This is a genomic window from Haemophilus haemolyticus, assembly GCF_001008275.1.
Taxonomy (GTDB): domain Bacteria; phylum Pseudomonadota; class Gammaproteobacteria; order Enterobacterales; family Pasteurellaceae; genus Haemophilus; species Haemophilus haemolyticus_P.
Map to the genome: position 1 here is coordinate 1 of NZ_LCTH01000004.1, position 22,881 is coordinate 22,881.

General features: G+C 38.8%; 22 protein-coding genes, 1 tRNA gene and 1 other annotated feature. Of the genes, 8 read left to right on the forward strand and 15 right to left on the reverse strand.

Features of this window, described 5'->3' with window-relative positions; translation table 11 throughout:
- Both purM and AAX15_RS00340 read right to left on the reverse strand, forming a co-directional pair.
- Positions 1 to 919 (reverse strand): phosphoribosylformylglycinamidine cyclo-ligase (gene purM, locus AAX15_RS00335; protein ID WP_046938585.1); only part of this gene is annotated, 919 nt, incomplete at its 3' end.
- Positions 920 to 1,057: 138 nt separating this feature from the next.
- Positions 1,058 to 1,345 carry a YfcZ/YiiS family protein gene (locus AAX15_RS00340; RefSeq protein ID WP_046938586.1) on the reverse strand — a complete coding sequence of 96 codons (288 nt, stop codon included), beginning with the start codon at positions 1,343 to 1,345 and terminating at the stop codon, positions 1,058 to 1,060.
- Between the two features lie 144 nt (positions 1,346 to 1,489).
- On the opposite strand from AAX15_RS00340, the gene AAX15_RS00345 reads away from it, so the two are divergent.
- From AAX15_RS00345 to mutH, 3 genes are all read left to right on the forward strand, one after another.
- Entirely contained in the window at positions 1,490 to 2,929 is a 1,440-nt protein-coding gene (locus AAX15_RS00345; RefSeq protein WP_080950384.1) for an outer membrane protein transport protein, read from the forward strand.
- 76 nt (positions 2,930 to 3,005) lie between these two features.
- Complete coding sequence (locus AAX15_RS00350; protein WP_046938588.1) at positions 3,006 to 3,545, forward strand: methylated-DNA--[protein]-cysteine S-methyltransferase; 540 nt, start codon at positions 3,006 to 3,008, stop codon at positions 3,543 to 3,545.
- A complete protein-coding gene (gene mutH, locus AAX15_RS00355) occupies positions 3,542 to 4,213 on the forward strand; it encodes a DNA mismatch repair endonuclease MutH (protein WP_046938589.1) in 672 nt (223 codons plus the stop codon). Before AAX15_RS00350 ends, mutH begins: the two co-directional genes overlap by 4 nt.
- Before the next feature lie 7 nt (positions 4,214 to 4,220).
- Here mutH and tilS read toward each other — a convergent pair whose 3' ends face one another.
- The 5 genes from tilS to znuC form a co-directional block, all read right to left on the reverse strand.
- The gene (tilS, locus tag AAX15_RS00360) at positions 4,221 to 5,513 is read right to left on the reverse strand and encodes a tRNA lysidine(34) synthetase TilS (RefSeq protein WP_046938590.1); all 1,293 of its coding nucleotides are present in this window, start codon (positions 5,511 to 5,513) and stop codon (positions 4,221 to 4,223) included.
- Complete coding sequence (gene pdxY / locus AAX15_RS00365; RefSeq protein ID WP_046938591.1) at positions 5,513 to 6,379, reverse strand: pyridoxal kinase; 867 nt, start codon at positions 6,377 to 6,379, stop codon at positions 5,513 to 5,515. Before pdxY ends, tilS begins: the two co-directional genes overlap by 1 nt.
- A gap of 72 nt (positions 6,380 to 6,451) precedes the next feature.
- Positions 6,452 to 7,399 (reverse strand): acetyl-CoA carboxylase carboxyl transferase subunit alpha, encoded by a 948-nt coding sequence (gene accA, locus AAX15_RS00370; RefSeq protein WP_046938592.1) that lies wholly within the window; start codon positions 7,397 to 7,399, stop codon positions 6,452 to 6,454.
- A gap of 88 nt (positions 7,400 to 7,487) precedes the next feature.
- Positions 7,488 to 8,273: a zinc ABC transporter permease subunit ZnuB gene (gene znuB / locus AAX15_RS00375; protein WP_005633994.1), complete on the reverse strand. Its 786-nt coding sequence runs from the start codon at positions 8,271 to 8,273 to the stop codon at positions 7,488 to 7,490.
- Positions 8,273 to 9,079, reverse strand: a complete 807-nt coding sequence (gene znuC / locus AAX15_RS00380) for a zinc ABC transporter ATP-binding protein ZnuC (RefSeq protein ID WP_046938593.1) — start codon at positions 9,077 to 9,079, stop codon at positions 8,273 to 8,275. The genes znuB and znuC overlap by 1 nt, the downstream gene beginning before the upstream one ends.
- A 177-nt stretch (positions 9,080 to 9,256) precedes the next feature.
- On the opposite strand from znuC, the gene mepM reads away from it, so the two are divergent.
- Both mepM and AAX15_RS00390 read left to right on the forward strand, forming a co-directional pair.
- Entirely contained in the window at positions 9,257 to 10,726 is a 1,470-nt protein-coding gene (gene mepM, locus AAX15_RS00385) for a murein DD-endopeptidase MepM (RefSeq protein WP_046938594.1), read from the forward strand.
- 120 nt (positions 10,727 to 10,846) lie between these two features.
- Positions 10,847 to 11,803 carry a sigma 54-interacting transcriptional regulator gene (locus tag AAX15_RS00390; protein ID WP_046938595.1) on the forward strand — a complete coding sequence of 319 codons (957 nt, stop codon included), beginning with the start codon at positions 10,847 to 10,849 and terminating at the stop codon, positions 11,801 to 11,803.
- Between the two features lie 11 nt (positions 11,804 to 11,814).
- Here the strand turns inward: AAX15_RS00390 and hflX are convergent, their stop codons facing one another.
- From hflX to rluC, 3 genes are all read right to left on the reverse strand, one after another.
- A complete protein-coding gene (hflX, locus tag AAX15_RS00395; RefSeq protein WP_046938596.1) occupies positions 11,815 to 13,176 on the reverse strand; it encodes a ribosome rescue GTPase HflX in 1,362 nt (453 codons plus the stop codon).
- 14 nt (positions 13,177 to 13,190) lie between these two features.
- A complete protein-coding gene (gene hfq, locus AAX15_RS00400; RefSeq protein WP_046938597.1) occupies positions 13,191 to 13,466 on the reverse strand; it encodes an RNA chaperone Hfq in 276 nt (91 codons plus the stop codon).
- A gap of 91 nt (positions 13,467 to 13,557) precedes the next feature.
- Positions 13,558 to 14,526, reverse strand: coding sequence for a 23S rRNA pseudouridine(955/2504/2580) synthase RluC (rluC, locus tag AAX15_RS00405; RefSeq protein WP_046938598.1), 969 nt, complete (start codon positions 14,524 to 14,526; stop codon positions 13,558 to 13,560).
- 411 nt (positions 14,527 to 14,937) lie between these two features.
- Here rluC and rne point away from each other — a divergent pair, with 411 nt between their 5' ends.
- Both rne and AAX15_RS00415 read left to right on the forward strand, forming a co-directional pair.
- Positions 14,938 to 17,757, forward strand: a complete 2,820-nt coding sequence (rne, locus tag AAX15_RS00410) for a ribonuclease E (RefSeq protein WP_046938599.1) — start codon at positions 14,938 to 14,940, stop codon at positions 17,755 to 17,757.
- Positions 17,758 to 17,909: 152 nt separating this feature from the next.
- A tRNA-Ser gene (locus tag AAX15_RS00415) sits at positions 17,910 to 17,999 on the forward strand.
- A 51-nt stretch (positions 18,000 to 18,050) separates the two neighbouring features.
- Here AAX15_RS00415 and priC read toward each other — a convergent pair.
- The 5 genes from priC to cmoA all read right to left on the reverse strand — a co-directional run bounded on the left by priC (position 18,051) and on the right by cmoA (position 22,317).
- Positions 18,051 to 18,638 (reverse strand): primosomal replication protein PriC, encoded by a 588-nt coding sequence (priC, locus tag AAX15_RS00420; protein ID WP_046938600.1) that lies wholly within the window; start codon positions 18,636 to 18,638, stop codon positions 18,051 to 18,053.
- Between the two features lie 32 nt (positions 18,639 to 18,670).
- Positions 18,671 to 20,023, reverse strand: coding sequence for a Na+/H+ antiporter family protein (locus tag AAX15_RS00425; RefSeq protein WP_046938601.1), 1,353 nt, complete (start codon positions 20,021 to 20,023; stop codon positions 18,671 to 18,673).
- A 109-nt stretch (positions 20,024 to 20,132) separates the two neighbouring features.
- Positions 20,133 to 20,254: a sequence feature (His leader region), on the reverse strand.
- A gap of 94 nt (positions 20,255 to 20,348) precedes the next feature.
- Positions 20,349 to 21,038 (reverse strand): ribonuclease T, encoded by a 690-nt coding sequence (rnt, locus tag AAX15_RS00430; RefSeq protein ID WP_046938602.1) that lies wholly within the window; start codon positions 21,036 to 21,038, stop codon positions 20,349 to 20,351.
- A gap of 73 nt (positions 21,039 to 21,111) precedes the next feature.
- Positions 21,112 to 21,519 carry a lactoylglutathione lyase gene (gene gloA / locus AAX15_RS00435; protein ID WP_005628548.1) on the reverse strand — a complete coding sequence of 136 codons (408 nt, stop codon included), beginning with the start codon at positions 21,517 to 21,519 and terminating at the stop codon, positions 21,112 to 21,114.
- A 75-nt stretch (positions 21,520 to 21,594) separates the two neighbouring features.
- The gene (gene cmoA / locus AAX15_RS00440) at positions 21,595 to 22,317 is read right to left on the reverse strand and encodes a carboxy-S-adenosyl-L-methionine synthase CmoA (protein ID WP_046938603.1); all 723 of its coding nucleotides are present in this window, start codon (positions 22,315 to 22,317) and stop codon (positions 21,595 to 21,597) included.
- Between the two features lie 199 nt (positions 22,318 to 22,516).
- Between cmoA and AAX15_RS00445 the strand changes: the two genes are divergently transcribed.
- Positions 22,517 to 22,881: OB-fold nucleic acid binding domain-containing protein (locus tag AAX15_RS00445; protein WP_046938604.1), on the forward strand; the 365-nt coding region annotated here is incomplete at its 3' end.

A 22,881-nucleotide genomic window follows, 5' to 3' on the forward strand; every position in this document is an offset into this window, starting at 1 on the left:
GTGCAATTACCATGCCAACACCACAATTGAAAGTTCGGTACATTTCATATGTGTTGATATTGCCTTTTTCTTGTAACCAATTAAACACGGAAGGCCATTTCCAGCTTTTTTCATCAATTACTGCTTTGGTGTTTTTAGGCAATACGCGCGGAATGTTTTCCCAGAAACCGCCGCCTGTTAAATGCGCAATCGCATGTACATCGGCTTGCTTAATAAGGGCTAACACGGATTTGACATAGATTTTTGTTGGCGCAAGTACATGTTCGCTTAATGGTTTATTATCAAGCAGTTCTGTTGCAGGATTAACGCCCGCGACATCAATCACTTTACGAACTAAAGAATAACCGTTTGAATGTGGGCCACTGGAACCTAAGGCAATTAATGCATCGCCATTTTTTACACGGCTACCATCAATAATTTCAGATTTTTCTACAACGCCTACACAAAATCCGGCTAAATCATAATCGCCTGCATGATACATGCCTGGCATTTCTGCTGTTTCGCCACCCACTAATGCACAACCTGATTGCACACAACCATCAGCAATCCCTTTTACAACGTCAGCAGCTACATCAACATCTAGTTTTCCTGTTGCATAATAATCTAAGAAAAACAGTGGTTCAGCACCTTGAACGACTAAATCATTTACACACATAGCGACTAAATCAATGCCAATGGTGTCGTGTTTTTTTAAATCAATGGCTAAGCGTAATTTTGTGCCAACTCCATCGGTACCAGATACCAAAACAGGCTCTTTGTATTTGCTTGGTATCGCACATAAGGCGCCAAATCCACCTAATCCCCCGATAACTTCCGCGCGAGTTGTACGTTTTACTTCTGGTTTAATTCGTTCAACCAATGCATTGCCAGCATTAATGTCAACTCCGGCATCTTTATAGCTTAATGATTGTTTGCTCACAGTGTTTTCCTATATCGATAAGTATTGAAAAATAAATTGCGATTTATTTTAACAGCTTAAGCAAACGTTTGCGATTTAAATTTTGAGATAAAAAAAGACCGCACTTTAGAAAAAGTGCGGTCGAGTTTGACATTGTTTTTAACGATTCGCGAGTTCAAAAATCATCGCTTCTGCTTGGCAACTAAAAGTGAAAGAGGCATTTAGTTGAACGCCGTCTTCAACTGCCACGATTTCGCTTTTAATTTCGCAAGGATCGCTTTCTGTATCGCGCGCTTTCTTTGTTAATCGTTCAAGCGCTGCATTGGCACCAGCTTCAGTGCTATAAAATTGATGTACTTCTACGCTACAGTCAGAGCCATCAATAATCGTGCCTACATCAACACAGCTACAAGTTAAGGATTCTTCTGCTTTGCATTTTACGGTCATTTTCTTTTCCTTATATGAATATTTTTGCGCATTTTATCATTTTTCTGTTTGTCCATAAATGACAAAAATTGAACAAAATGGCACATTAAATGTAAAAAGTTCCCGCTAACTGGTCGGAACTCTAATAAAAACAAAGAAATGGATTTGCACTCAATAGATTCGGGTTTTAGAATCCCCCAGATTTTTATTTATAACAAAGGTTTCCAAATGAAAAAATTTAATCAATCTGTCTTAGCAACTGCAATGTTATTCGCTGCTGGTGGGGCAAATGCAGCAGCGTTCCAATTATCTGAAGTATCGACTTCTGGTTTAGGTCGTGCCTATGCGGGTGAAGCGGCGATTGCGGATAATGCCTCTGTCGTAGCAACTAACCCAGCGTTGATGAGTTTATTTAAAACGAATCAATTTTCTGTAGGTGGCGTTTATGTGGATTCTAAGATTAATATGAATGGTAATACCGATATTACTGCGTTAGGTAGAAATGTGGGTGCTCGTTTGCCAAGTGCTTCAACTAATCTTCATCAAAAAAATGTAGTTCCAGGTTCTCTTGTACCAAATATGTATTTTGTGGCACCTGTTAATGACAAAGTGGCGGTTGGTGCAGGCATGAATGTGAATTTTGGTTTGAAAAGCGAGTATGATAACAAATATAACGGCGGTGTATTTGGCGGTACAACAGATTTAACAGCGTTAAATTTAAATCTAAGCGGCTCTTATCGTGTTACTGAGGGATTTAGTGCTGGTTTAGGCTTGAATGCGATTTATGCTCAAGCAAAAATTGAGCGTAGAGCTGGTGCTCTGGCTGATGCGGCTCAATATGTTGGTAATGCTGTACGCGCAGGAGCTATACAATTACCTCCTACAGCTGGTCCATTATTGGCTTCATTAAGTCGCGTTCAAAAAGATACTATTCTAACTCAATTACAAGATAAAGCTGCTTGGGCTTTTGCTTGGAATGCAGGTGTAATGTATCAATTTAATGAAAATCACCGAATTGGTTTAGCTTACCATTCTAAAGTAGATATTGACTTTACAGATCATACAGCAACTAGTTTACAAGCTCAGCGTATTGGGCAAGAAGGTGGTTTAAAGCTTAATTTGCCTGATTACTTAGAATTTTCAGGATTCCACCAATTAACTGAAAAATTTGCGATGCACTATAGTTATAAATATTCTCATTGGAGCCGTTTGAAAAACTTATATGCAACTTATCATGCTGATGGTGTAGAGGCATTTCATAAGAAAATGTACTACAGAAATAGTTCGCGTGTAGCACTAGGTGGAACCTACGATGTGGATGAGAAATTAACTTTACGAGCAGGTATTGCTTATGATCAAGCTGCAGCAACTGAACATGCTAGTGCGGCTATTCCCGATACCGACCGTACTTGGTATAGTGTGGGTGCTACATATAAATTTACCCCGAATCTTTCAGTTGATTTAGGCTATGCTTATTTGAAAGGTAAAAAAGTTCATTTCAAAGAAGAGCAAGTTATTAGAAATGGTGCAGTGGTCGTTACAGGTAATTACACCTCTAAAGCAAGCGCAAATCTTTACGGCTTAAACTTAAATTATAGTTTCTAATTGGTTAGAAAATTTAGCATAATAAAGCACACTTCCACACGAAGTGTGCTTTTCTTTTATAAAAATAAGGCGAAAAATGACCGCACTTTATTACACTTATTACCCCTCGCCAGTCGGACGACTTTTGATTTTATCTGACGGCGAGAGCATTACGCATATTGATTTTGAAAAAGAGCAATATGCGCCTAATTCCAAATGGCACAAGCAAGATGAATTGCCTGTTTTTCAAAAAGTGCGGTTGGCTTTTGAACGATATTTTAATGGCGAAGTTGAGTGTTTTTCAGACATTCCCTTAAAACCAGAAGGTACAGCGTTTCAACAATCCATTTGGCAAGCCTTGCGCGAAATTGATTATGGCGAGCTTTCAACTTATGGAAAGCTGGCGTTACGGATTAATAATCCTAAAGCTGTTCGTGCTGTGGGCGGTGCGGTAGGGAGTAACCCGATTAGTATTATTATTCCTTGTCACCGCATTTTAGGCAAAGATCGTACTTTAACTGGTTTTGGTGGTGGCTTAGAGGCAAAACGTTTTTTATTGCAGTTAGAGAAAATTCCCTATATTGATAAAGGCACTGAAAACACGAAGCCTCGCTTTTTTAAGAAATATCACGAATGATTCCACAAACTCTTGAACAATTACTTTCCCAAGCGCAATCAATTGCAGGCTTAACTTTTGGGGAGTTAGCTGATGAACTGCATATTCCTATCCCGCCAGATTTAAAACGTGATAAAGGCTGGGTGGGGATGTTATTAGAGCGCGCTTTAGGCGCAACGGCAGGGAGTAAAGCTGAACAGGATTTTTCTCATTTAGGTGTTGAGCTTAAAACGTTACCGATTAATGCTGAGGGTTATCCTCTTGAAACCACTTTTGTGAGCCTTGCCCCATTGGTACAAAATTCAGGGGTTAAATGGGAAAATTCTCACGTTCGTCATAAACTCTCTTGTGTACTTTGGATGCCTATTGAAGGCAGCCGTCATATTCCATTACGTGAACGCCATATCGGCGCACCAATTTTATGGAAGCCAACCGCTGAGCAAGAACGTCAATTAAAACAAGATTGGGAAGAATTGATGGATTTAATTGTACTTGGCAAGTTGGATCAAATAACGGCTCGAATTGGGGAGGTTATGCAACTTCGCCCTAAGGGGGCAAATAGCCGTGCTGTGACAAAAGGCATAGGAAAAAATGGCGAAATTATAGATACCTTGCCTTTAGGTTTTTATCTAAGAAAAGAATTCACTGCTAAAATTCTGAAAGCATTTTTAGAAACAAAGCCGATTTAACTTGATTTTAAGACTCGTCAAAAACACGGAAAAAACCTACCGCACTTTTTAGCTCGTTGCCATAAAAAATTAAAGGAATCCGATTTCGTTCCCAAGGTGGTACGCTTAATTCTTGCCAGATTTTTTTTATATCTTCTCTTGGTCGTTTCGGATGATGTTTAATTTTTCCTGAATAGCCAAAGCGGATAGAAATAGGCAAGTTCGTTTTGTCTAGCGTAACAGAGTAATCCTGCCAGTAGAAAATCAGATTATGTTCATTTTCTTGAGCAGTTAGATTACCTAAATCATCAGGTAAACTCAACGTGGTTTTTTCTAATTTTAGGGTGTATTTGGTTAGATCAGAAAACGGCTTAGTTAAATATAAACAGTCCTGATAACGTCGAATAACCTTACTTACAAGTTGAAATTGAGGGATTGCATCTTCTTTTGCAAAAACAACATCATTAATAAGTTGTGTAAGTTGGCGTTTACTTGGCATTTCAAGTTGGTTTTCCGCAAGCCACATACGCAAAAGTGCGGTCTGTTTTGTGGGGGAATATTGGTGAAATTGGAGTAGTTTAAATTGATTTTTAATTTTGCAATGTTCTGCAAAGGCTTCATTCAATAAATCATTAATTAATTGTTGTTGTTCAAAACAATGTTGTGCTGAACGTTGCACGGCTAAATCAAAATGCGTCCAGCGTTCACGTAATTTTGGCAAAATTTCATTACGCAAGAAATTGCGATCGTATCGGTTATCCTCATTACTTTCATCTGTAATCCAGTTGAGTTTTTCTTTTTGCGCGTAATCTTCTAACTGTGTGCGAGTAAAGCCTAACAAAGGACGTAAAATTGGCATGCCGAATAATACACTTCGTTGTTGCATTGCTCCCAAGCCTTGTAGCCCACTGCCACGTTTTAACGCTAAGAAAAATGTTTCTGTTTGATCGTTTAGATGATGCGCAGTGACGAGTACTTCTTGTGTTTGAAGATGTTTTTTTATGGCTTGATAGCGTGCTTCACGTGCGCCAGCCTCAATGCTATTGGTTTTAGATACTTGTACTCGCTCGATAATCAACGGAATTTGAAATTGATCGCATAAGTCTTGGCAATGTTGAACCCAACTGTCTGCATTGGGGCTTAAGCCGTGATGAATGTGGATAGCACGTACTGATAAAGTCGGTAAGTGCGGTTGTTTTTGACGAAGTTTTGCAAATAAAGAAAGAAGTACAGTGGAATCTAAACCACCACTCAAGGCAATAAGAAATGCTTGAGCGGTGGTTTGTTTGAGTTGTTTTTCAATGTCCGAAAGTAAGTCCATTAGGCAACTTTTTCAGCTTTATAGTTGCTGCTTGGATTGAGAATTTCAAAACGTGCGGCAATGGTTTGTAATTCGTAAGAACCCAGTTCAAAGGTGGTTTTCATTACGCCTGCTACTTCGTTATTCATCGCTTCAAAGGCTTCTATATCAGATTTTCCATTGAGTAAATTTGCTAAGAATGTACCTGCGATTAAATCGCCCACGCCCACTGGCTCAAAGTTGAATTGATAAAGCGGACGGCTTAAATGCCAAACACCTTCTGGGGTTGCCATAATAATTTCAAATGTATCAGGATCGTTAATTTTACCCGCACTGCCTAAATGTTTAACGAGAACTTTCTTCACGCCTTTTGCAATCAACGCATTCACTGCTTTTAATACATCATCAAAGGTATTAATTGGGAACTCGGTCAGTTGGCGCAATTCGTGTAAGTTTGGCGTCATAATATCCGCCACTGGAATCGCTTTTTCAATGAGTGCTTCGCGAACACCATTGGCAACAACGCAGATTTTTTTCGGATGTGGCATCACTGGGTCACATAAATAAAGCGCATTTGGATTACGCAGTTTGATTTGTTCTAAGGCAAAAAGAATTTGATCGACTTGTTCCGCAGAACCTAAATAACCAGATAACAAGGCATCACATTCTTGTAGTTTTTCAATGTTGTCGAGTCCGGTCACAATTTCTCGGATTTGTTCTTGTGGGATGACCATGCCTGTCCATTTTCCATATTGGGTGTGATTAGAAAATTGAACGGTATTTAATGCCCATACATCTACGCCTAACAACTGCATTGGAAAAGTCGCGGATTTGTTACCCGCAAAACCATAGACCACGTGGGATTGGATCGAAAGTACGTTTTTCATTGTGTTTGCTCCTTTGTTGTATATTTAGATCAAAAAAGAGCGGCAAAAATCACCGCTCTTTTAGAATGTTAGTTAGCAATAACCGTAAGACATTAAACGTTCATAGCGTCTATTTAATAATTCTTCTTTGCTTAGCTCGTCGAGTTCAGCTAAATCTTCTTTTAAACGAAGTTTTAAGTTTTCAGCCATTTTCGCATGATTGCGATGTGCGCCACCCAAAGGTTCTTGAACAATGCTATCGATGAGATTTAATTCTTTTAAACGGCTTGCGGTTAATCCCATTACTTCTGCTGCCGTTGATGCTTTTTCTGCACTTTTCCAAAGAATAGAAGCACAGCCTTCTGGAGAAATAACAGAATAGGTCGAATACTGTAACATATTAACTTTATCGCCCACGCCAATAGCTAATGCACCGCCCGAACCGCCTTCACCGATAACGGTACAAATAACGGGAACAGTAAGTTGTGCCATTTCGCGTAAGTTACGGGCGATAGCTTCCGCTTGTCCACGTTCTTCTGCGCCGATACCTGGATAAGCTCCCGGTGTGTCAATAAATGTGATAATTGGTAATTTAAAACGCTCAGCCATTTCCATTAAGCGTAAAGCTTTACGATAGCCTTCAGGTGCTGGCATACCAAAATTACGTTGTACTTTTTCTTTTACGGAACGACCTTTTTGATGACCAATCACCATCACTGGGCGACCATCTAAACGTGCAAGGCCGCCAACGATCGCTTTATCATTAGCAAATGCGCGATCACCTGCAAGTTCTTCAAATTCAGTAAAAATATGTTCAATATAATCTAGTGTATAAGGGCGGTTTGGATGACGCGCCATACGTGAAACTTGCCAAGCATCGAGGTTAGCAAAGGTTTTTTTAGTGAGTTCGTTACTTTTCTTTTGTAAGCGTTTGATTTCATCAGTTAAATCAACTTTATCATCCGATGCTGCACGTAATGCTTCAATTTTTGCTTCTAATTCTGCAATCGGCAATTCAAAATCTAAATATTCTTGGCTCATTTTCTTATCCTAAAAAGACCGTAAAAATTGACCGCACTTTATCAAGAATTAAAGTGTGGCGCAAATGGTTTTCACTGGTTGGGCAAGCTTATAATCGCTCTTTTTTGAAGAGTGATAAGACAAATAAAAACGCTGAACAAATGACAACGGAAGGTCCAGCTGCGGTATCATAAAAGGCTGATAATATTAGCCCAGCTATAATCGATAACATACTGACTACAATTGCCCAGCCCACCATAGATTCTGGCGTTCTCGCAAAACGACGAGCGGTTGCCGCAGGAATTATTAATAACGATGTGATTATTAATGCACCGACAAATTTCATGCTCAAGGCAATAGTCAATGCGGTTAATATCATTAAAATAAAACGCATTTTTTTGATATTAATGCCTTCAACTTGAGCGAGTTCTGGCGATACGGTGGTGGAAAGCAAGGATTGCCAAAAGTAAATTAATGTTGAAAGCACAATTATCACGCCAATCCCGATATAAATTAAATCGGTATAATTAATTGCGAGCAAATCCCCAAATAAGTAACTCATCAAATCTACTCGTACATTCTGTAGTAATCCTACTGTTACAACCCCGAGAGATAAACAGCTATGGGCGATAATGCCGAGCAAGGTATCAATAGAAAATTGCGTATTGCTTTCTAACCACACCATTGCGATAGCAAGAATTAAGGTAAGCACGACAATCGCAATGTAAGGATTGACTTGTAAGAAAATACCTAATGCCACGCCTAGCAAGGCAGAATGAGAAAGGGTGTCACCAAAATAAGCCATTTTCCGCCACACCACGAATACGCCAAGTGGTGCGGTAATAAGTGAGAGCAAAATTCCTGTTAAAAGGGCAGGAAATAAAATTTCAAACATTATTTATCCTTATTTTGACAATGCACTGCAGATGAATTACAACCGCACACATCACCGTGTAAGGTGTGGTGATGATTATGATGATGGGTATAAAAGCCGACATTTTGTGCGAGCTGATTTCCCCATAAACGCATAAATGTTGGATCATTTGACAGAACATCAGGCGTACCTGCACAGCAAATATGTTGGTTAATACACAATACTTCTTTACTATCTGCCATCACAATGTGTAAATCGTGTGATACCATCAACACGGTACAATTTAATTTTTGTTGGGTTTGATGAATGAGCTGATAAAGCTCTGCTTGCCCAGTAATGTCTACGCCTTGGGTGGGTTCGTCTAGCACAAGTAAATTTGGTTTATTTAAAATTGCACGCGCCAATAATACGCGTTGCATTTCACCGCCAGAAAGTTTTTGCATATTACTTTTGCGTAAATGTGAAATCGAAAGTTGCTCAAGTGCGGTGGATATTTCTTGTGTTTTAAGACCTTTTTTTAGCGAAAGAAATCGCTCAACCGTAATAGGCAAACTATGATCCAAATGGATTTTTTGTGGTACATAACCAATGCGAACATTTTTACTGTAAATGACTTCGCCAGAAGTGGGCGTTTGTAGTTTTAATAAGGTTTTTAATAACGTTGATTTACCACCACCATTTGGCCCAACAATAGTGATAATAGAATTCGGATAAATATTTAAATTAATATTTTGTAGTGCAGTTTTTTGTGCGAAAACCACATTGATATTTTTTAATTGAATGAGCGGTTGTGGGTTTTGCTCGTTGCGAATGGCTGTGATATTCATAAAATCGCCGTGTTTTCAACAATGGTTGGGGAAAATAACGCATTTTTATAGAATTCTCAAGATTTTCTACCCAATGTCGAATATTTAAGCGTTTGAATAATGCTTTTCCCGTAGAAATGAATTTTCTTTATAATATGTAGTCTGAATGCTGAAAACTTTTTTATTTTAGGAATCCTTGTGCAACACGTAAAATTAGCTAGAGATAGAAGAAAAAAACGCTCTCGTATTAAAGAGGGAGTGTTTTTTATTGCTATTTTACTGATTTTCTCAGGGATTTTACTCACTCTAAAAGATAATTCAGAACATCATGATTCACCGGAACAAGTCATTCCAGCTGTGGTGGATAATGTTGAATATCAATCATTAAATACCTCAAATAAACAAGAAGAAAAAACAGCACAAACTTCAGTAGAACATCAGGCAACTGAGCATCTTAATGATGAAGATGCAACATCTTATGATGATGAATTACAGGCTAAAGATGATGAAGTTGATGAAGTGAAGCCTTCAACAGATGAACTGGATAATTTGCCACAAAATGCACAAGATGCATTAAGTGGTTTATTAGATGCTGCCGATCAAGCAATTCGTATTACTGATCAATTTAGCCATACTGTGACGCGTGGCGATAGCCTAAAAGACGTATTGGAACTTTCTGGTTTGGAAGATGATACCGCACAGCGTTTAATTGCTGTAGACGGTGAGTTGGCAAATTTGAAAGCGGGTCAACAGTTCTATTGGATTTTAGATAAAAATGATGAACTAGAATATTTAAATTGGCTTGTATCTGAAAAAGAAGAACGCATTTATGAACGTGTTGAAGGTGGTAAGTTTAAACGTCAAGTCGTTGAAAAAACAAGTGTTTGGCGAAAAGAAGTATTAAAAGGTGAAATTAACGGGACGTTTGCGGCTAGCCTAAAAGCTCAGGGATTAGATAATCGTCAAATCAACCAATTAACCACCGCACTTCAATGGCAAGTGAGTATTCAGAAGTTGAAAAAGGGAACTAAATTCGCAATTTTAGTTTCTCGTGAATATTTAGGCGATAAACTCACTGGTCAAGGTAATGTTGAAGCATTACATATTTCATCTGAAGGTAAGAGTTATTATGCGGTTCAGGCTGCGAATGGTCGTTACTATAGCCAACAAGGGGAAACCTTAGGTAAAGGTTTTGCTCGTTATCCATTGCAACGCCAAGCGCGCGTTTCTTCACCATTTAATCCAAATCGTCGTCATCCAGTAACTGGGCGTGTTCGACCGCATAAAGGTGTGGATTTCTCTGTTTCTCAAGGTACACCGATTATCGCACCTGCAGATGGCGTAGTTGAAAAAGTGGCATATCAGGCTGGAGGTGCTGGACGTTATATTGTTATGCGTCATGGTCGAGAATATGAGACTGTTTATATGCATTTAAGTAAACCGCTTGTTCGCGCAGGACAAGAAATTAAAAAAGGTGAGCGAATTGCATTTTCTGGTAATACCGGAATTTCAACAGGACCACATTTACACTATGAATTCCATATAAATGGACGGGCGGTCAATCCGTTGACGGTTAAATTGCCTGGCACAAGTAGTGGAATGGGAACTGCTGAACGGAAACAATTCCTTGTTCGTGCACGTGAAGCAGAGCGAATGTTAAAATTATAGTCATATAAAGTGCGGTCAAATACGACCGCATTTTTATTCCCTAATGTGTAAAATAATATTTACACCTTGATGTAAAAAAACTATCATAATCCAATCTTATTTTCCCTACATTTCTGATATATGACCAGTTTCAAATTTAATCCACAAAATCCTTTCGATTGTTTTATTGTGCAAAGTGAATCCATGAGAAGTGCGGTTGAAAATGCGAAACGTTTTGCTATGTTTGATGCGCCTTTGTTAATTCAAGGTGAAACTGGGAGTGGAAAAGATTTGTTGGCGAAAGCCTGCCATTATCAAAGTTTGCGTCGTGATAAAAAATTTATCGCAGTAAACTGTGCAGGTTTGCCTGATGAAGACGCCGAAAGTGAAATGTTTGGTCGGAAAGTCGGAGACAGCGAAACCATCGGTTTTTTTGAATACGCGAATGAGGGAACTGTATTACTAGATGGCATTGCTGAACTTTCATTGAGTTTGCAGGCTAAATTATTGCGTTTTTTAACGGATGGCTCTTTTCGTCGGGTGGGTGAAGAGAAGGAACATCATGCAAACGTACGAGTGATTTGTACATCACAGGTTCCACTCCATTTGCTTGTTGAGCAAGGTAAAGTTCGTGCTGATTTGTTTCATCGCTTAAATGTTCTCACTATTAATGTGCCTCCATTACGTGATCGCATGGCAGATATTGAACCACTGGCACAAGGTTTTTTACAGGAAATCAGTGAAGAATTAAAAATTGCAAAACCAACCTTTGATAAAGATTTTCTTCTTTATTTGCAGAAATATGATTGGAAAGGGAATGTTCGTGAGCTTTATAACACCCTTTATCGTGCCTGCTCTCTGGTACAAGATAATCATTTAACTATCGAAAGTTTAAATCTTGCTCCGACACAAAGTGCGGTGATTTCTTTGGATGAATTTGAAAATAAAACCTTAGATGAAATCATCGGTTCTTATGAGGCACAAGTTCTAAAATTATTTTATGCGGAATATCCAAGCACGAGAAAATTAGCTCAACGTTTAGGCGTTTCCCATACTGCGATTGCGAATAAATTGAAACAATATGGAATTGGAAAATAATTTTCTATAAATTAGGCATTGTCAGATTGTATTTTAATATCTGCTAATCTAGAAAATTGCTTACATAACTTTAACCACATAATTTTATCAATCTGTATATCTAACAAGAATTCTCCTTGTTCAGAAATTTGTTCATGTCGTACACAATCAAGTTGATAAAAAGCATGGCGAAGTTTACCTTCGTGTGGTTGTAAAATTAAAGAAAGAGAAAGTATCTCGTTTTTTAACCGCACTTTAATGGCTTCAAACAATAAATGAATACCCTGCTCATCTTGCGCGGAGAGATAGACTGCAACAGGCTGATTTTCATCATTGTATTCGATATGCGGTACAACATTTTCCAACAAATCAATTTTGTTATATACCAATAGAACAGGCACTTGTTCTGCACCAATTTCTTCTAGCACATCATTGACTGCATCGATATTTTCTTGTTTTCGCGAATCAGCCGCATCAATGACATGGAGTAATAAGCTGGCTTCTACCGTTTCTTGTAAAGTCGATTTAAAGGCTGAAACAAGATCATGCGGAAGCTGTCGAACAAATCCTACCGTATCCGCTAAAATTGCTGTACCTACATCTTGAATCTGTAATTTTCGTAAAGTTGCATCTAATGTTGCAAAAAGCTGATCAGCGGCATAAACCTCTGCATTGGTTAAACGATTAAATAAGGTTGATTTCCCTGCATTGGTATAGCCAACAAGTGAAATCGTTGGAATGTCTGCTTTTTGGCGTGTTTGGCGATTTTGATTACGCTGTTTCTCCACTTTTGCCAATCGATTTTGTAATTGAGAAATGCGCACTTTAATCAAACGACGATCCGTTTCTAATTGAGTTTCACCCGGCCCTCGTAATCCTACCGCGCCTTTTTGTTGATCTAAGCCTGTTTTTCGACGAACTAATCGAGTAGATAAATGTTTTAGTTGCGCAAGTTCAACCTGTAATTTTCCCTCATGAGAACCTGCTCGTTGGGCAAAAATATCTAAAATGACTCCGGTGCGATCGACCACTCGACAATGACATAAACTTTCTAAGTTACGTGTTTGTGCTGGAGTTAATTGATGGTTAAAAAGCACAACATCAGCATTATGTGATTGCACCGCATCTGCAATTTCTTGAGCTTTTCCCTCACCTACAAAATATTTAGCTTGAGGAGTGCTACGGCTTGTGGTGATTGTATCCAATACATCTACGTTGGCAGAATCAGCGAGTAGCAAAAACTCTTGTAGATCGTCAGTGTTTTTATCTTGCGCAAAGAAAACGTGAACCACGATGGCGGTATCACGTGTTTTTTCAGATTGTTGGGATGAAGAAAGTGCGGTTGAAATTTCATGAGAATTTTCAACCGCACTTAATAAATATTGATTATCCATTGATGGAGCTGTGATTATTCTGTTTGAGTTTCCACGCTTTCAACGGCTTCAGTTGTTGCTACATGATGGTTGCTATTGTGATGAGAAACAGAGCGCGCAGGCACAACAGTTGAAATTGCGTGTTTATATACCATTTGGTTCACAGTGTTTTTTAATAAAATCACGAATTGATCGAATGATTCAATTTGACCTTGAAGTTTGATTCCGTTTACAAGGTAGATTGATACAGGAATGCGTTCGCGACGAAGCGCATTTAAATAAGGATCTTGTAAAGATTGTCCTTTTGCCATTTTGCTATCCTTTGTTGTCGTTATTATGAAATTTTGATGATAGAAACGAGTTGTCTCCGCACGCAAGTGTAGCAATAAACACAAATGTTGTCTATTTGCTTTCCCGTAACTTTTGCAAAATTGCTTTCATTTTATGATCCAGTGGTGCATTGAAGCGTAGTGTTTCACCATTTTTAGGATGCTCAAACCGAATTGAAAAGGCATGTAAGAACAAACGGTTCAATCCCAATTCGCTCATTTGTTTATCAAAATCTTTATCGCCGTATTTATCATCCAATGCAATAGGATGTCCTGCATATTGTGTATGTACACGAATTTGATGTGTACGCCCTGTGACTGGTGAAGCCGTCACAAGCGTAGCATTTGTATAGCGTTCTTCAATGCTGAAGCGGGTTTCAGATGGTTTGCCTTGCTCGCTGACACGTACAATGCGCTCTCCGCTGGATAATTCATTTTTCAAAAGCGGTGCTTGAACAACTTTTACATGGGATTGCCATTGCCCACGTACTAACGCTAAATAATCTTTTTGAACAGTTTTTACGCGAAGTTGTTCATGCAAATTACGTAATGCTGAACGTTTCTTCGCAATTAATAAAATGCCTGATGTATCGCGATCCAAACGATGAATCAGTTCTAAAAAGCGTGCTTCTGGACGCAATGCTCGTAAGGCTTCGATCACACCAAAATTTAAACCACTTCCACCATGCACAGCGATTCCTGAAGGTTTATTTAAAACAATCAAACAATCATCTTCAAACAAAATTTGATTTTCAAGTGTGGCGACTTTATTGAGATTTTTTGAAATCGACGCATCGTTTTTTTCAGCCACACGCACAGGCGGAACGCGAACAATATCACCTGTTTTCAGTTTATATTCTGGCTTAATACGGCCTTTATTTACCCGCACTTCACCTTTACGCACAATACGATAAATTAAACTTTTGGGCACGCCTTTGAGTTTTGCTAATAAATAATTATCGATACGTTGGCCACTTTCATCTTCGCTAATTGTCAGCATTTTTACTGATGAATTAATGATTTTTTCGTTTTGTTCAGTCATCTTTTTTCCTTTTGAAAATTGGCGCGAATCATATCACAAAGGCACTCTTAACGTAACTCTATGAACGTAATATTCGCCTTGCTAATTAATCGTTTTCTATGGATAATAGAGCGTCTTTTTACGCCTAAGAATTTGCGTAAAAAAGGATAAGTTTTGTTGGTGAAAACTCAATGCAGCAATCGGCATAAGACATTGATAATCAACATTTTTCTTGAAATGAATTAGCCGCTTGCAACGCGTGTGGAATATCGAGTTGTTTTATAAAGCAAACGTTTATGCTTAATAACGTTATCAATGCACCCAGCAACATACAGTCGTGAGATTGACTGGCGCGAGAAACACGAGGTCGATAACGAAGCAAAGTGCGGTTTATTTTGAGGTCTTTTAAAATATTTAATAAGAGAATTGACAATGAAAAGAATGTTAATTAATGCGACTCAAAAAGAAGAGTTGCGTGTAGCGCTTGTTGACGGACAGCGCTTATTTGACCTGGATATTGAAAGCCCAGGACATGAGCAAAAAAAAGCGAATATCTACAAAGGGAAAATTACTCGCGTTGAGCCAAGCTTAGAAGCGGCTTTTGTAGATTATGGTGCAGAACGTCATGGTTTTTTGCCATTAAAAGAAATTGCTCGTGAATATTTTCCCGATGATTATGTTTTCCAAGGTCGTCCGAATATTCGCGATATCTTGAGCGAAGGCCAAGAAGTTATCGTTCAAGTTAATAAAGAAGAACGCGGAAACAAAGGCGCAGCCTTAACCACTTTCGTTTCTCTTGCGGGTAGTTATTTGGTCATTATGCCAAATAATCCGCGTGCGGGTGGAATCTCTCGTCGTATCGAAGGGGATGAGCGCACTGAATTAAAAGAAGCATTAAGTTCATTAGATGTGCCTGAAGGCGTGGGCTTGATTGTTCGTACTGCAGGTGTGGGGAAATCTCCAGAAGAGTTGCAGTGGGACTTAAAAGTTTTACTTCACCATTGGGAAGCGATTAAACAAGCATCTCAAAATCGTCCAGCACCTTTCTTGATTCACCAAGAAAGTGATGTAATTGTACGTGCTATTCGTGATTATTTGCGCCGTGATATTGGTGAGATCCTTATTGATAGCCCGAAAGTATTTGAAAAAGCAAAAGAGCATATCAAACTTGTTCGCCCAGATTTCATCAATCGCGTGAAACTTTATCAAGGCGAAGTGCCTCTTTTCAGTCACTATCAGATCGAATCTCAAATCGAGTCAGCATTCCAGCGTGAAGTGCGTTTACCTTCTGGCGGTTCAATCGTTATTGATGTAACCGAAGCCTTAACTGCTATTGATATTAACTCCGCGCGTTCTACTCGTGGTGGCGATATTGAAGAAACTGCATTAAATACTAACCTTGAAGCGGCAGATGAAATTGCGCGTCAATTACGTTTGCGTGACTTAGGTGGTTTAGTTGTTATCGATTTCATTGATATGACGCCAGTTCGTCACCAACGTGAAGTGGAAAATCGTATTCGTGATGCCGTTCGCCAAGATCGTGCTCGTATTCAAATTAGCCGCATTTCTCGTTTCGGTTTGTTAGAAATGTCACGTCAGCGTTTAAGTCCTTCATTAGGTGAGTCTTCACATCACATTTGTCCTCGTTGTCAAGGAACAGGTAAAGTGCGTGATAACGAATCTCTGTCCTTGTCTATCTTGCGTTTAATCGAGGAAGAAGCGTTAAAAGAAAATACCAAGCAAGTGCATACGATTGTGCCAGTACAAATTGCTTCTTACCTTCTTAATGAAAAACGTAAAGCGATAAGCAATATTGAAAAACGTCACAATGTAGATGTTATTGTTGCGCCAAATGAAGCAATGGAAACACCGCACTTTAGCGTTTTCCGCTTACGCGATGGCGAAGAGGTGAATGAATTGAGCTATAACTTAGCGAAAATTCACTGTGAGAAAGATGAAAGCACCGAGGAATCTCTTGTTTCTCGTAATGTGGAAACAACTGTTGTTGCTGAACAACCAGCAGTTGAAAGTGCAGCAGTGGCACTTTCTATTTCTGAAGCAGCTCCAACTCCAGTTGAGCGTAAATCGAATGAACCGTCTTTATTAGCAAAAATTATTGCGAAGATTAAAGGCTTGTTTACTTCTGAATCCGAAGAAAATAAACCGAAAAATAACCGCACTTCGCGCAATTCTAATCGTAATCAACGTCGTCCACAGGATCGCCGTACTTCTCGTCGACCACGTTCTGAAAATAACGAAACGGAAAGAACCGAAGAACAAGTTCGTAATATCCGCGAGCGTAATCAACGCCGTTCGCGCCGTAACTTAGTGGAAGAAAGCATCTCTGAAAGTTCGGTAAATTCTACACCGGTTTTTGAGGCTCAGGATGAAAAAACTGAACAAGTGACTCAACGCCGTCAACGTCGTGATTTACGTAAACGCGTGCGTGTTGAAGATAATGAGATTTCTGTTGAAAATAACGAAAGCGTTGTTGAACAAATGCCAGAAGTGGATGTTGTCGAAGTTCAGACCGTTCAAGTTCAAGATGATGAAAAACCAGTTCGTCAAAACCAAGAACGTTCTGAACGTCAAGAACGCCAACGCCGCACTCCACGTCATTTACGTGCAGCGAATAATCAACGTCGTCGCCGTAATCAAGAGCCAAAATCGCCAATGCCATTATTTGCTGCAGTGGCTTCACCTGAATTGGCAAGTGGAAAAGCTTGGGTGGACTATTCAACAGTGAACACTCCGAAAGAAAATAATTTCTTATCGGTGGATGAATTGCTCGAGCAAGAGAAAACTAAAAAAGGTTTTATCACGCCAGCAATGGGGATTGTAGTTGAAGAAAAATCTCTTGAAGTAAAACCAGCATTAGATTTTATTACTCAGCCAGCCAACGAATCTGTACAGAAAAAAGTACAAGAATCTTTAGAGCGTTTAAATTCTCATAAACCTCAGGAAACAGTTGAGTCTATTGAGTCAACGATTACCGTAAATGAGCCTGAAACTGTAAATGAACCAGCCTTTATTCGTACCTATGAGTTTAATGGGCGTTTAGGTACTATTTCTTCAGTTACTCATACAAAAGCAGAGATGACTTTGGCGAAAGCGAGTGATGAAATGCCAGAAGCTTTCCCAATTACTGAATGGAAAGATTCTCGCTATTATTTTTACGGTAAAGGGGCGGCAGGGCATCATTGTGCGATTAGCCATGTATATTCTGAGCCTACACGAGCAAGATCAGAGTAATCTAAAATAAAAAATTAGAATTGGCGTGATGTTTATTACGTCAATTCTTTTTATTTTTGGGTTGCAGTAAAAATAATCACTTGATAAAAACGAGATGATTTTTGCTTGACGGTTTTTCTCAAAAAACGTATTATACATGCGCATTAAATCACGGAGGAATGGTCGAGTGGTTGAAGGCACCGGTCTTGAAAACCGGCGAGGGTTTACGCCCTCCTAGGGTTCGAATCCCTATTCCTCCGCCATCAACTTTTTAAAGTTAACTAATTCGAGAGAATTAGTTTTTTTATTTCTCATCATCTATTTTCCATATTTTCACGGTTTCCTAATTCTTCTTTAAATATCAAATATTCTTCTAAAAGATCTATTGCCTCTTGGCATTTTTGCTGGCGTTTTTTATAACCTTCTGCAAGTTGAGCATAACGTATTTTTTCATCATTATTTTTTTCTGCCTGTGCTAAATCTTTATGTTGTTGATAAAGTTTATTCAAGCGTTCTAATGCTTCATAGTATTTTTCCAACCGTTCTCTTGGCGGTAATTTGTGAATGCTATGTTGAGATTTTTGAATAGGTTGTTTCATCGTTTGGTTGGAGGTTGTTAGGTGAGTATTCTTACAAGATAAAGCTTCCGAAAGAACGGAACATTGGGAGAGTAAACGCTCTGCCAGAAAATTATAGTGATTAAGATCGTTAGATTCTAATGTCTTTATTCTATCTAGCGTTTGATTGATTTCCTTTAGATAAAAGGAAACATTCTGTCCATTTTCACTAAACAAAGTGCGGTCAAATTTGGCGAAGATTTTTTCTTCTTGTTTGGATAAATGAGCTTGATAAAGTTGCTGAACTTTTTGAGCTAAGAGTTGGATAAGTTGTTGAATGGTCATAAAAAGTCCCCCAAGTCGGGGGATTATAATCGTTAAAGGTACATTGCTGCAATCCAGCCAAACGCTAATAATGGAATATTGTAGTGTAGGAAGGTGGGTACAACAGAATCCCAAATGTGGTCGTGTTTACCATCCATATTTAAACCTGATGTCGGGCCTAAAGTGGAGTCAGATGCTGGGGAACCTGCGTCTCCTAATGCAGCCGCAACACCAACGATTGAAACGGTGGCTAATGGTGAGAAACCAAAAGATAAACAAAGTGGCACATAGATAGAGGCAATGATTGGTACCGTTGAGAATGATGAACCAATTCCCATTGTAATCAACAATCCGACCAGTAACATTAAGAATGCGGCCAAACCTTTACTTTGAATCGCTCCGTTACTTAAGCTTTGAACTAAATCTGTTACGCCCGTTGTGGCATTAATCACATTAGCAAAACCAGATGCCGCAATCATAACAAATCCAATCATTGCCATTAAACGTAAACCTTGTTGGAAAATATCGTTACTTTCTTTCAATTTGAAAATGCCAAATATTGCAAAAATGACTATCCCAACTAAACCACCAATAATGGTTGAACTTGTCACTAATTGTGTTGCGAAGGTCGCTACAATGGCAATTAAACTTGCAGTAATTTGTTTTGGTTTTATGTTTGCGATGTGCGCTTCAATTTCTTTTGTGGTTGGCTCTTGAATAGTTACATTATATTCTCTTGGTTTGCGATAAGTGATAAATATTGCGGTGAGTAATCCTAAAATCATGCCAGTTACGGGCAATAACATCGCGAGGGATACTTGAGCTACATTTGTTTGTAAACCAAGAGCAGCACCTGCTTGATTGATATTTTTTACCAAAATACTTTCGATAAATATTTTACCAAAGCCAACAGGAAGTAACATATAAGTTGCGGTTAAGCCGAATGTAAGTACGCAGGTTACAGCGCGACGGTCTATTTTTAGACGATTAAAAATAGAAAGTAACGGCGGTACAACGATTGGAATAAAAGCAATGTGTACAGGAAGTAAGTTCTGTGAAGAAATGGCGAATAATGCTAATACACCAAAAATTAAATATTTAAACCAAGTTAAATTGCTGGAGCTTGGTGTTTTATTCATTTTAGTGATGATCTTATAGGCAATTAAATCGGTAATACCTGATTTAGAAATCGCAATCGCGAACGCACCAAGCATCGCATAGTTCATTGCGACTTCTGCGCCACCACCTAAACCTCCAGTGAAGATTTCAATTGTTTTGCTTAAACCTAGACCTCCACAGAGTCCAGCAGTGAGTGCGGCAATAACTAACGCAATAATTACGTTAATACGTAGCAAACTTAGTGCTAGTAAAACGATAATCGAAATAACAACGGGATTTGTTAACATTGTATTGTTCCTTGTGAATTATTAAATGGTGAATACTTTACTTTAAAATTTTTGATTGTCGAATAAATAATGATGATGTCGTTGCATTGATGACTCCTGTGTTGTAATAAAACAAAACCCCTCGAAAGTTGCCTTCCGAGGGGTAAGATTTTTATTATCCTGTCAGCTCGGAAGAAATCTTCCAAGCACACCAAAAACCTGAAAGATTATTCAGTTGAATGGTGATGATGGTGACGACGGATAATGCTCATTTTTTATCTCCAAATAAGAATTGCTTTTAAACTACTGGAAAAATAAAACCATTGCAACCACTTTTTTATTTTTCTTAAAGTACGGTCTCTTTTTCAGTTGTTTTTTCCTGTTCCAGTTCAGAAGCAATATGCGGGAATCCCCCGAGATCTTTTAAATGATTCACCATATAGCAAAATAATTCCGCTGTACGTTCGGTGTCGTATAGCGCGGAGTGCGCTTGCTTCCCATCAAACGGGATTTTAGCGGCAAGACAGGCTTTAACGAGAACAGTCTGACCAAACATTAAGCCTGCTAAACTTGCGGTGTCAAACATTCCAAAAGGATGGAAGGGATTTCGCTTTACGCCAGTACGTTCAGCGGCAGCCATCACAAAACTTTGATCAAAAGCAGCATTGTGCGCCACAATGATAGAACGTTGGCAATCCGCATCTTTTTGTCCTCGACGCACCATTTGAAATAACCCCGTAATTGCATCGAGTTCAGACACTGCGCCACGTAATGGATTGTGAATATCAATGCCATTAAATTTTAAGGACTCAGGATTAATATTTGCCCCTTCAAAAGGCTCGATATGAAAATGGCATTTCTGATCAGGATGCAAATAACCATTTTCATCCATTTTTAATGTGATGGCGGCCAGTTCGAGTAACGCATCTTTTTTTGCATCAAAACCAGCAGTTTCAACATCAATAATAACGGGGAAATAGCCACGAAAGCGATTTTTTAATTGGTTGTGATAAGGGATTTCTTGAGAATCGGACATAATCTATCTCTTAAAAATAAAATAACGTAGGAATCCCTACGTTATTCAAAATACAATAAAAATTGACCGCACTTTAGTTGCCTAAACCAGATTTAGTACTTTTGTTTTCGATAAATTCAATTTTATAACCATCTGGATCTTCAACAAAAGCAATGACGGTTGAGCCACCTTTAACTGGCCCAGCTTCGCGAGTAACGTTACCACCGCTTGCGCGAACGGCTTCACAAGTCGCATAAATATCATCTACACCGATAGCGATATGTCCATATGCTGTGCCGTGTTCATATTTATCTACGCCCCAGTTGTATGTTAATTCAATTTCTGCCGCACTTTCACCATCTTCGTAACCTAAAAAAGCCAGCGTATATTTGTATTCTGGGTTTTCACTGGTGCGTAATAAGCGCATACCTAAAACATCCTGATAGAATTTGATTGAACGATCTAAATCGCCCACGCGTAACATAGTGTGTAAAATTCGCATCGGTTTAATCCTTTTGTGATAAAAAGTGCGGGCATTATGCCATAAAAAAGTTGAATTAAATAAATTTGTTATGAATTATTTAACCGCAATCATTGAGCCAAAATTAAAGCATTGGAACCAAAGTTCTACTTGTGAAAATCCTACATTTTTTAACCGCATTTTGTGTGTTTCGATAGAATCTGTACGCATCACATTTTCAAGAGCGGTGCGTTTCTGACTCACTTCAAGTTCGCTATAACCATTAGCGCGTTTGAATTGGTGGTGGAGATCAATCAGTAGCTCATTTACTTTTTCATCTTCAAAATGGAATTTTTCTGATAACACGAGCACGCCGTTTGGATTTAAGCCTTCATAGATTTTGGTAAGCAATGCGATGCGATCTTCAGGCGGTAAAAATTGTAAGGTAAAGTTGAGAATGACCATTGAGGCATTTTTAATTTCAACATGACGAATATCGTCACAGAGAATTTCTACAGGTACTTCACTATGATATGCCGCAATATGTTGGCGACAACGTTCAATCATAGGTTGAGAATTATCGATACCAATAATTTTTACGTTTGGTTGATGAATATTTCGACGAGCGGAAAGTGTGGCAGCTCCTCGTGAGCAACCAAGATCATAAACGTTACTATCAGCTGTAACGAAACGTTCTGCCAGCATACCGATTGCCGTAATAATGTTGGAATAGCCAGGCACGGAGCGTTGAATCATATCTGGAAAGACTTCAGCAACGTTTTCATCAAAGGTAAAATCGCCGAGTTTTTCAATGGGAGCGGAAAAAATAGTATCTTTCATGGTTTATATTGTGTGGGGCATGTGTGTTTTTTTCAACTTTCTACACCCTACAGATTAGAAAATATTTAAAAAGTGCGGTCATTTTAAGGAAAGTTTTCAAGGGGTCAAATAAATTTCCGTTTAAGATTTAAAAGACGCGCCTTTTTCCGTATAATTCTGCGGTATTTTTCCATTTTTATAGAAAGTTAAGGAATTGAATATGATGCGTACACATTATTGCGGAGCATTAAACCGTAACAATATCGGACAAGATGTAACATTAAGCGGTTGGGTTCACCGCCGTCGTGATTTAGGTGGCTTGATTTTTATTGATATGCGCGATCGTGATGGCATTGTGCAAGTTTGTTTTGATCCGAAATATCAAGATGCATTGACAGCGGCTGCGGGTTTACGTAACGAATTCTGTATTCAAATTAAAGGTGAAGTGATTGCACGTCCTGAAAACCAAATCAATAAAAATATGGCAACGGGCGAAGTGGAAGTGTTAGCGAAAGAATTGCGTGTTTACAATGCTTCTGATGTGTTGCCTCTCGACTTTAACCAAAACAACACTGAAGAACAACG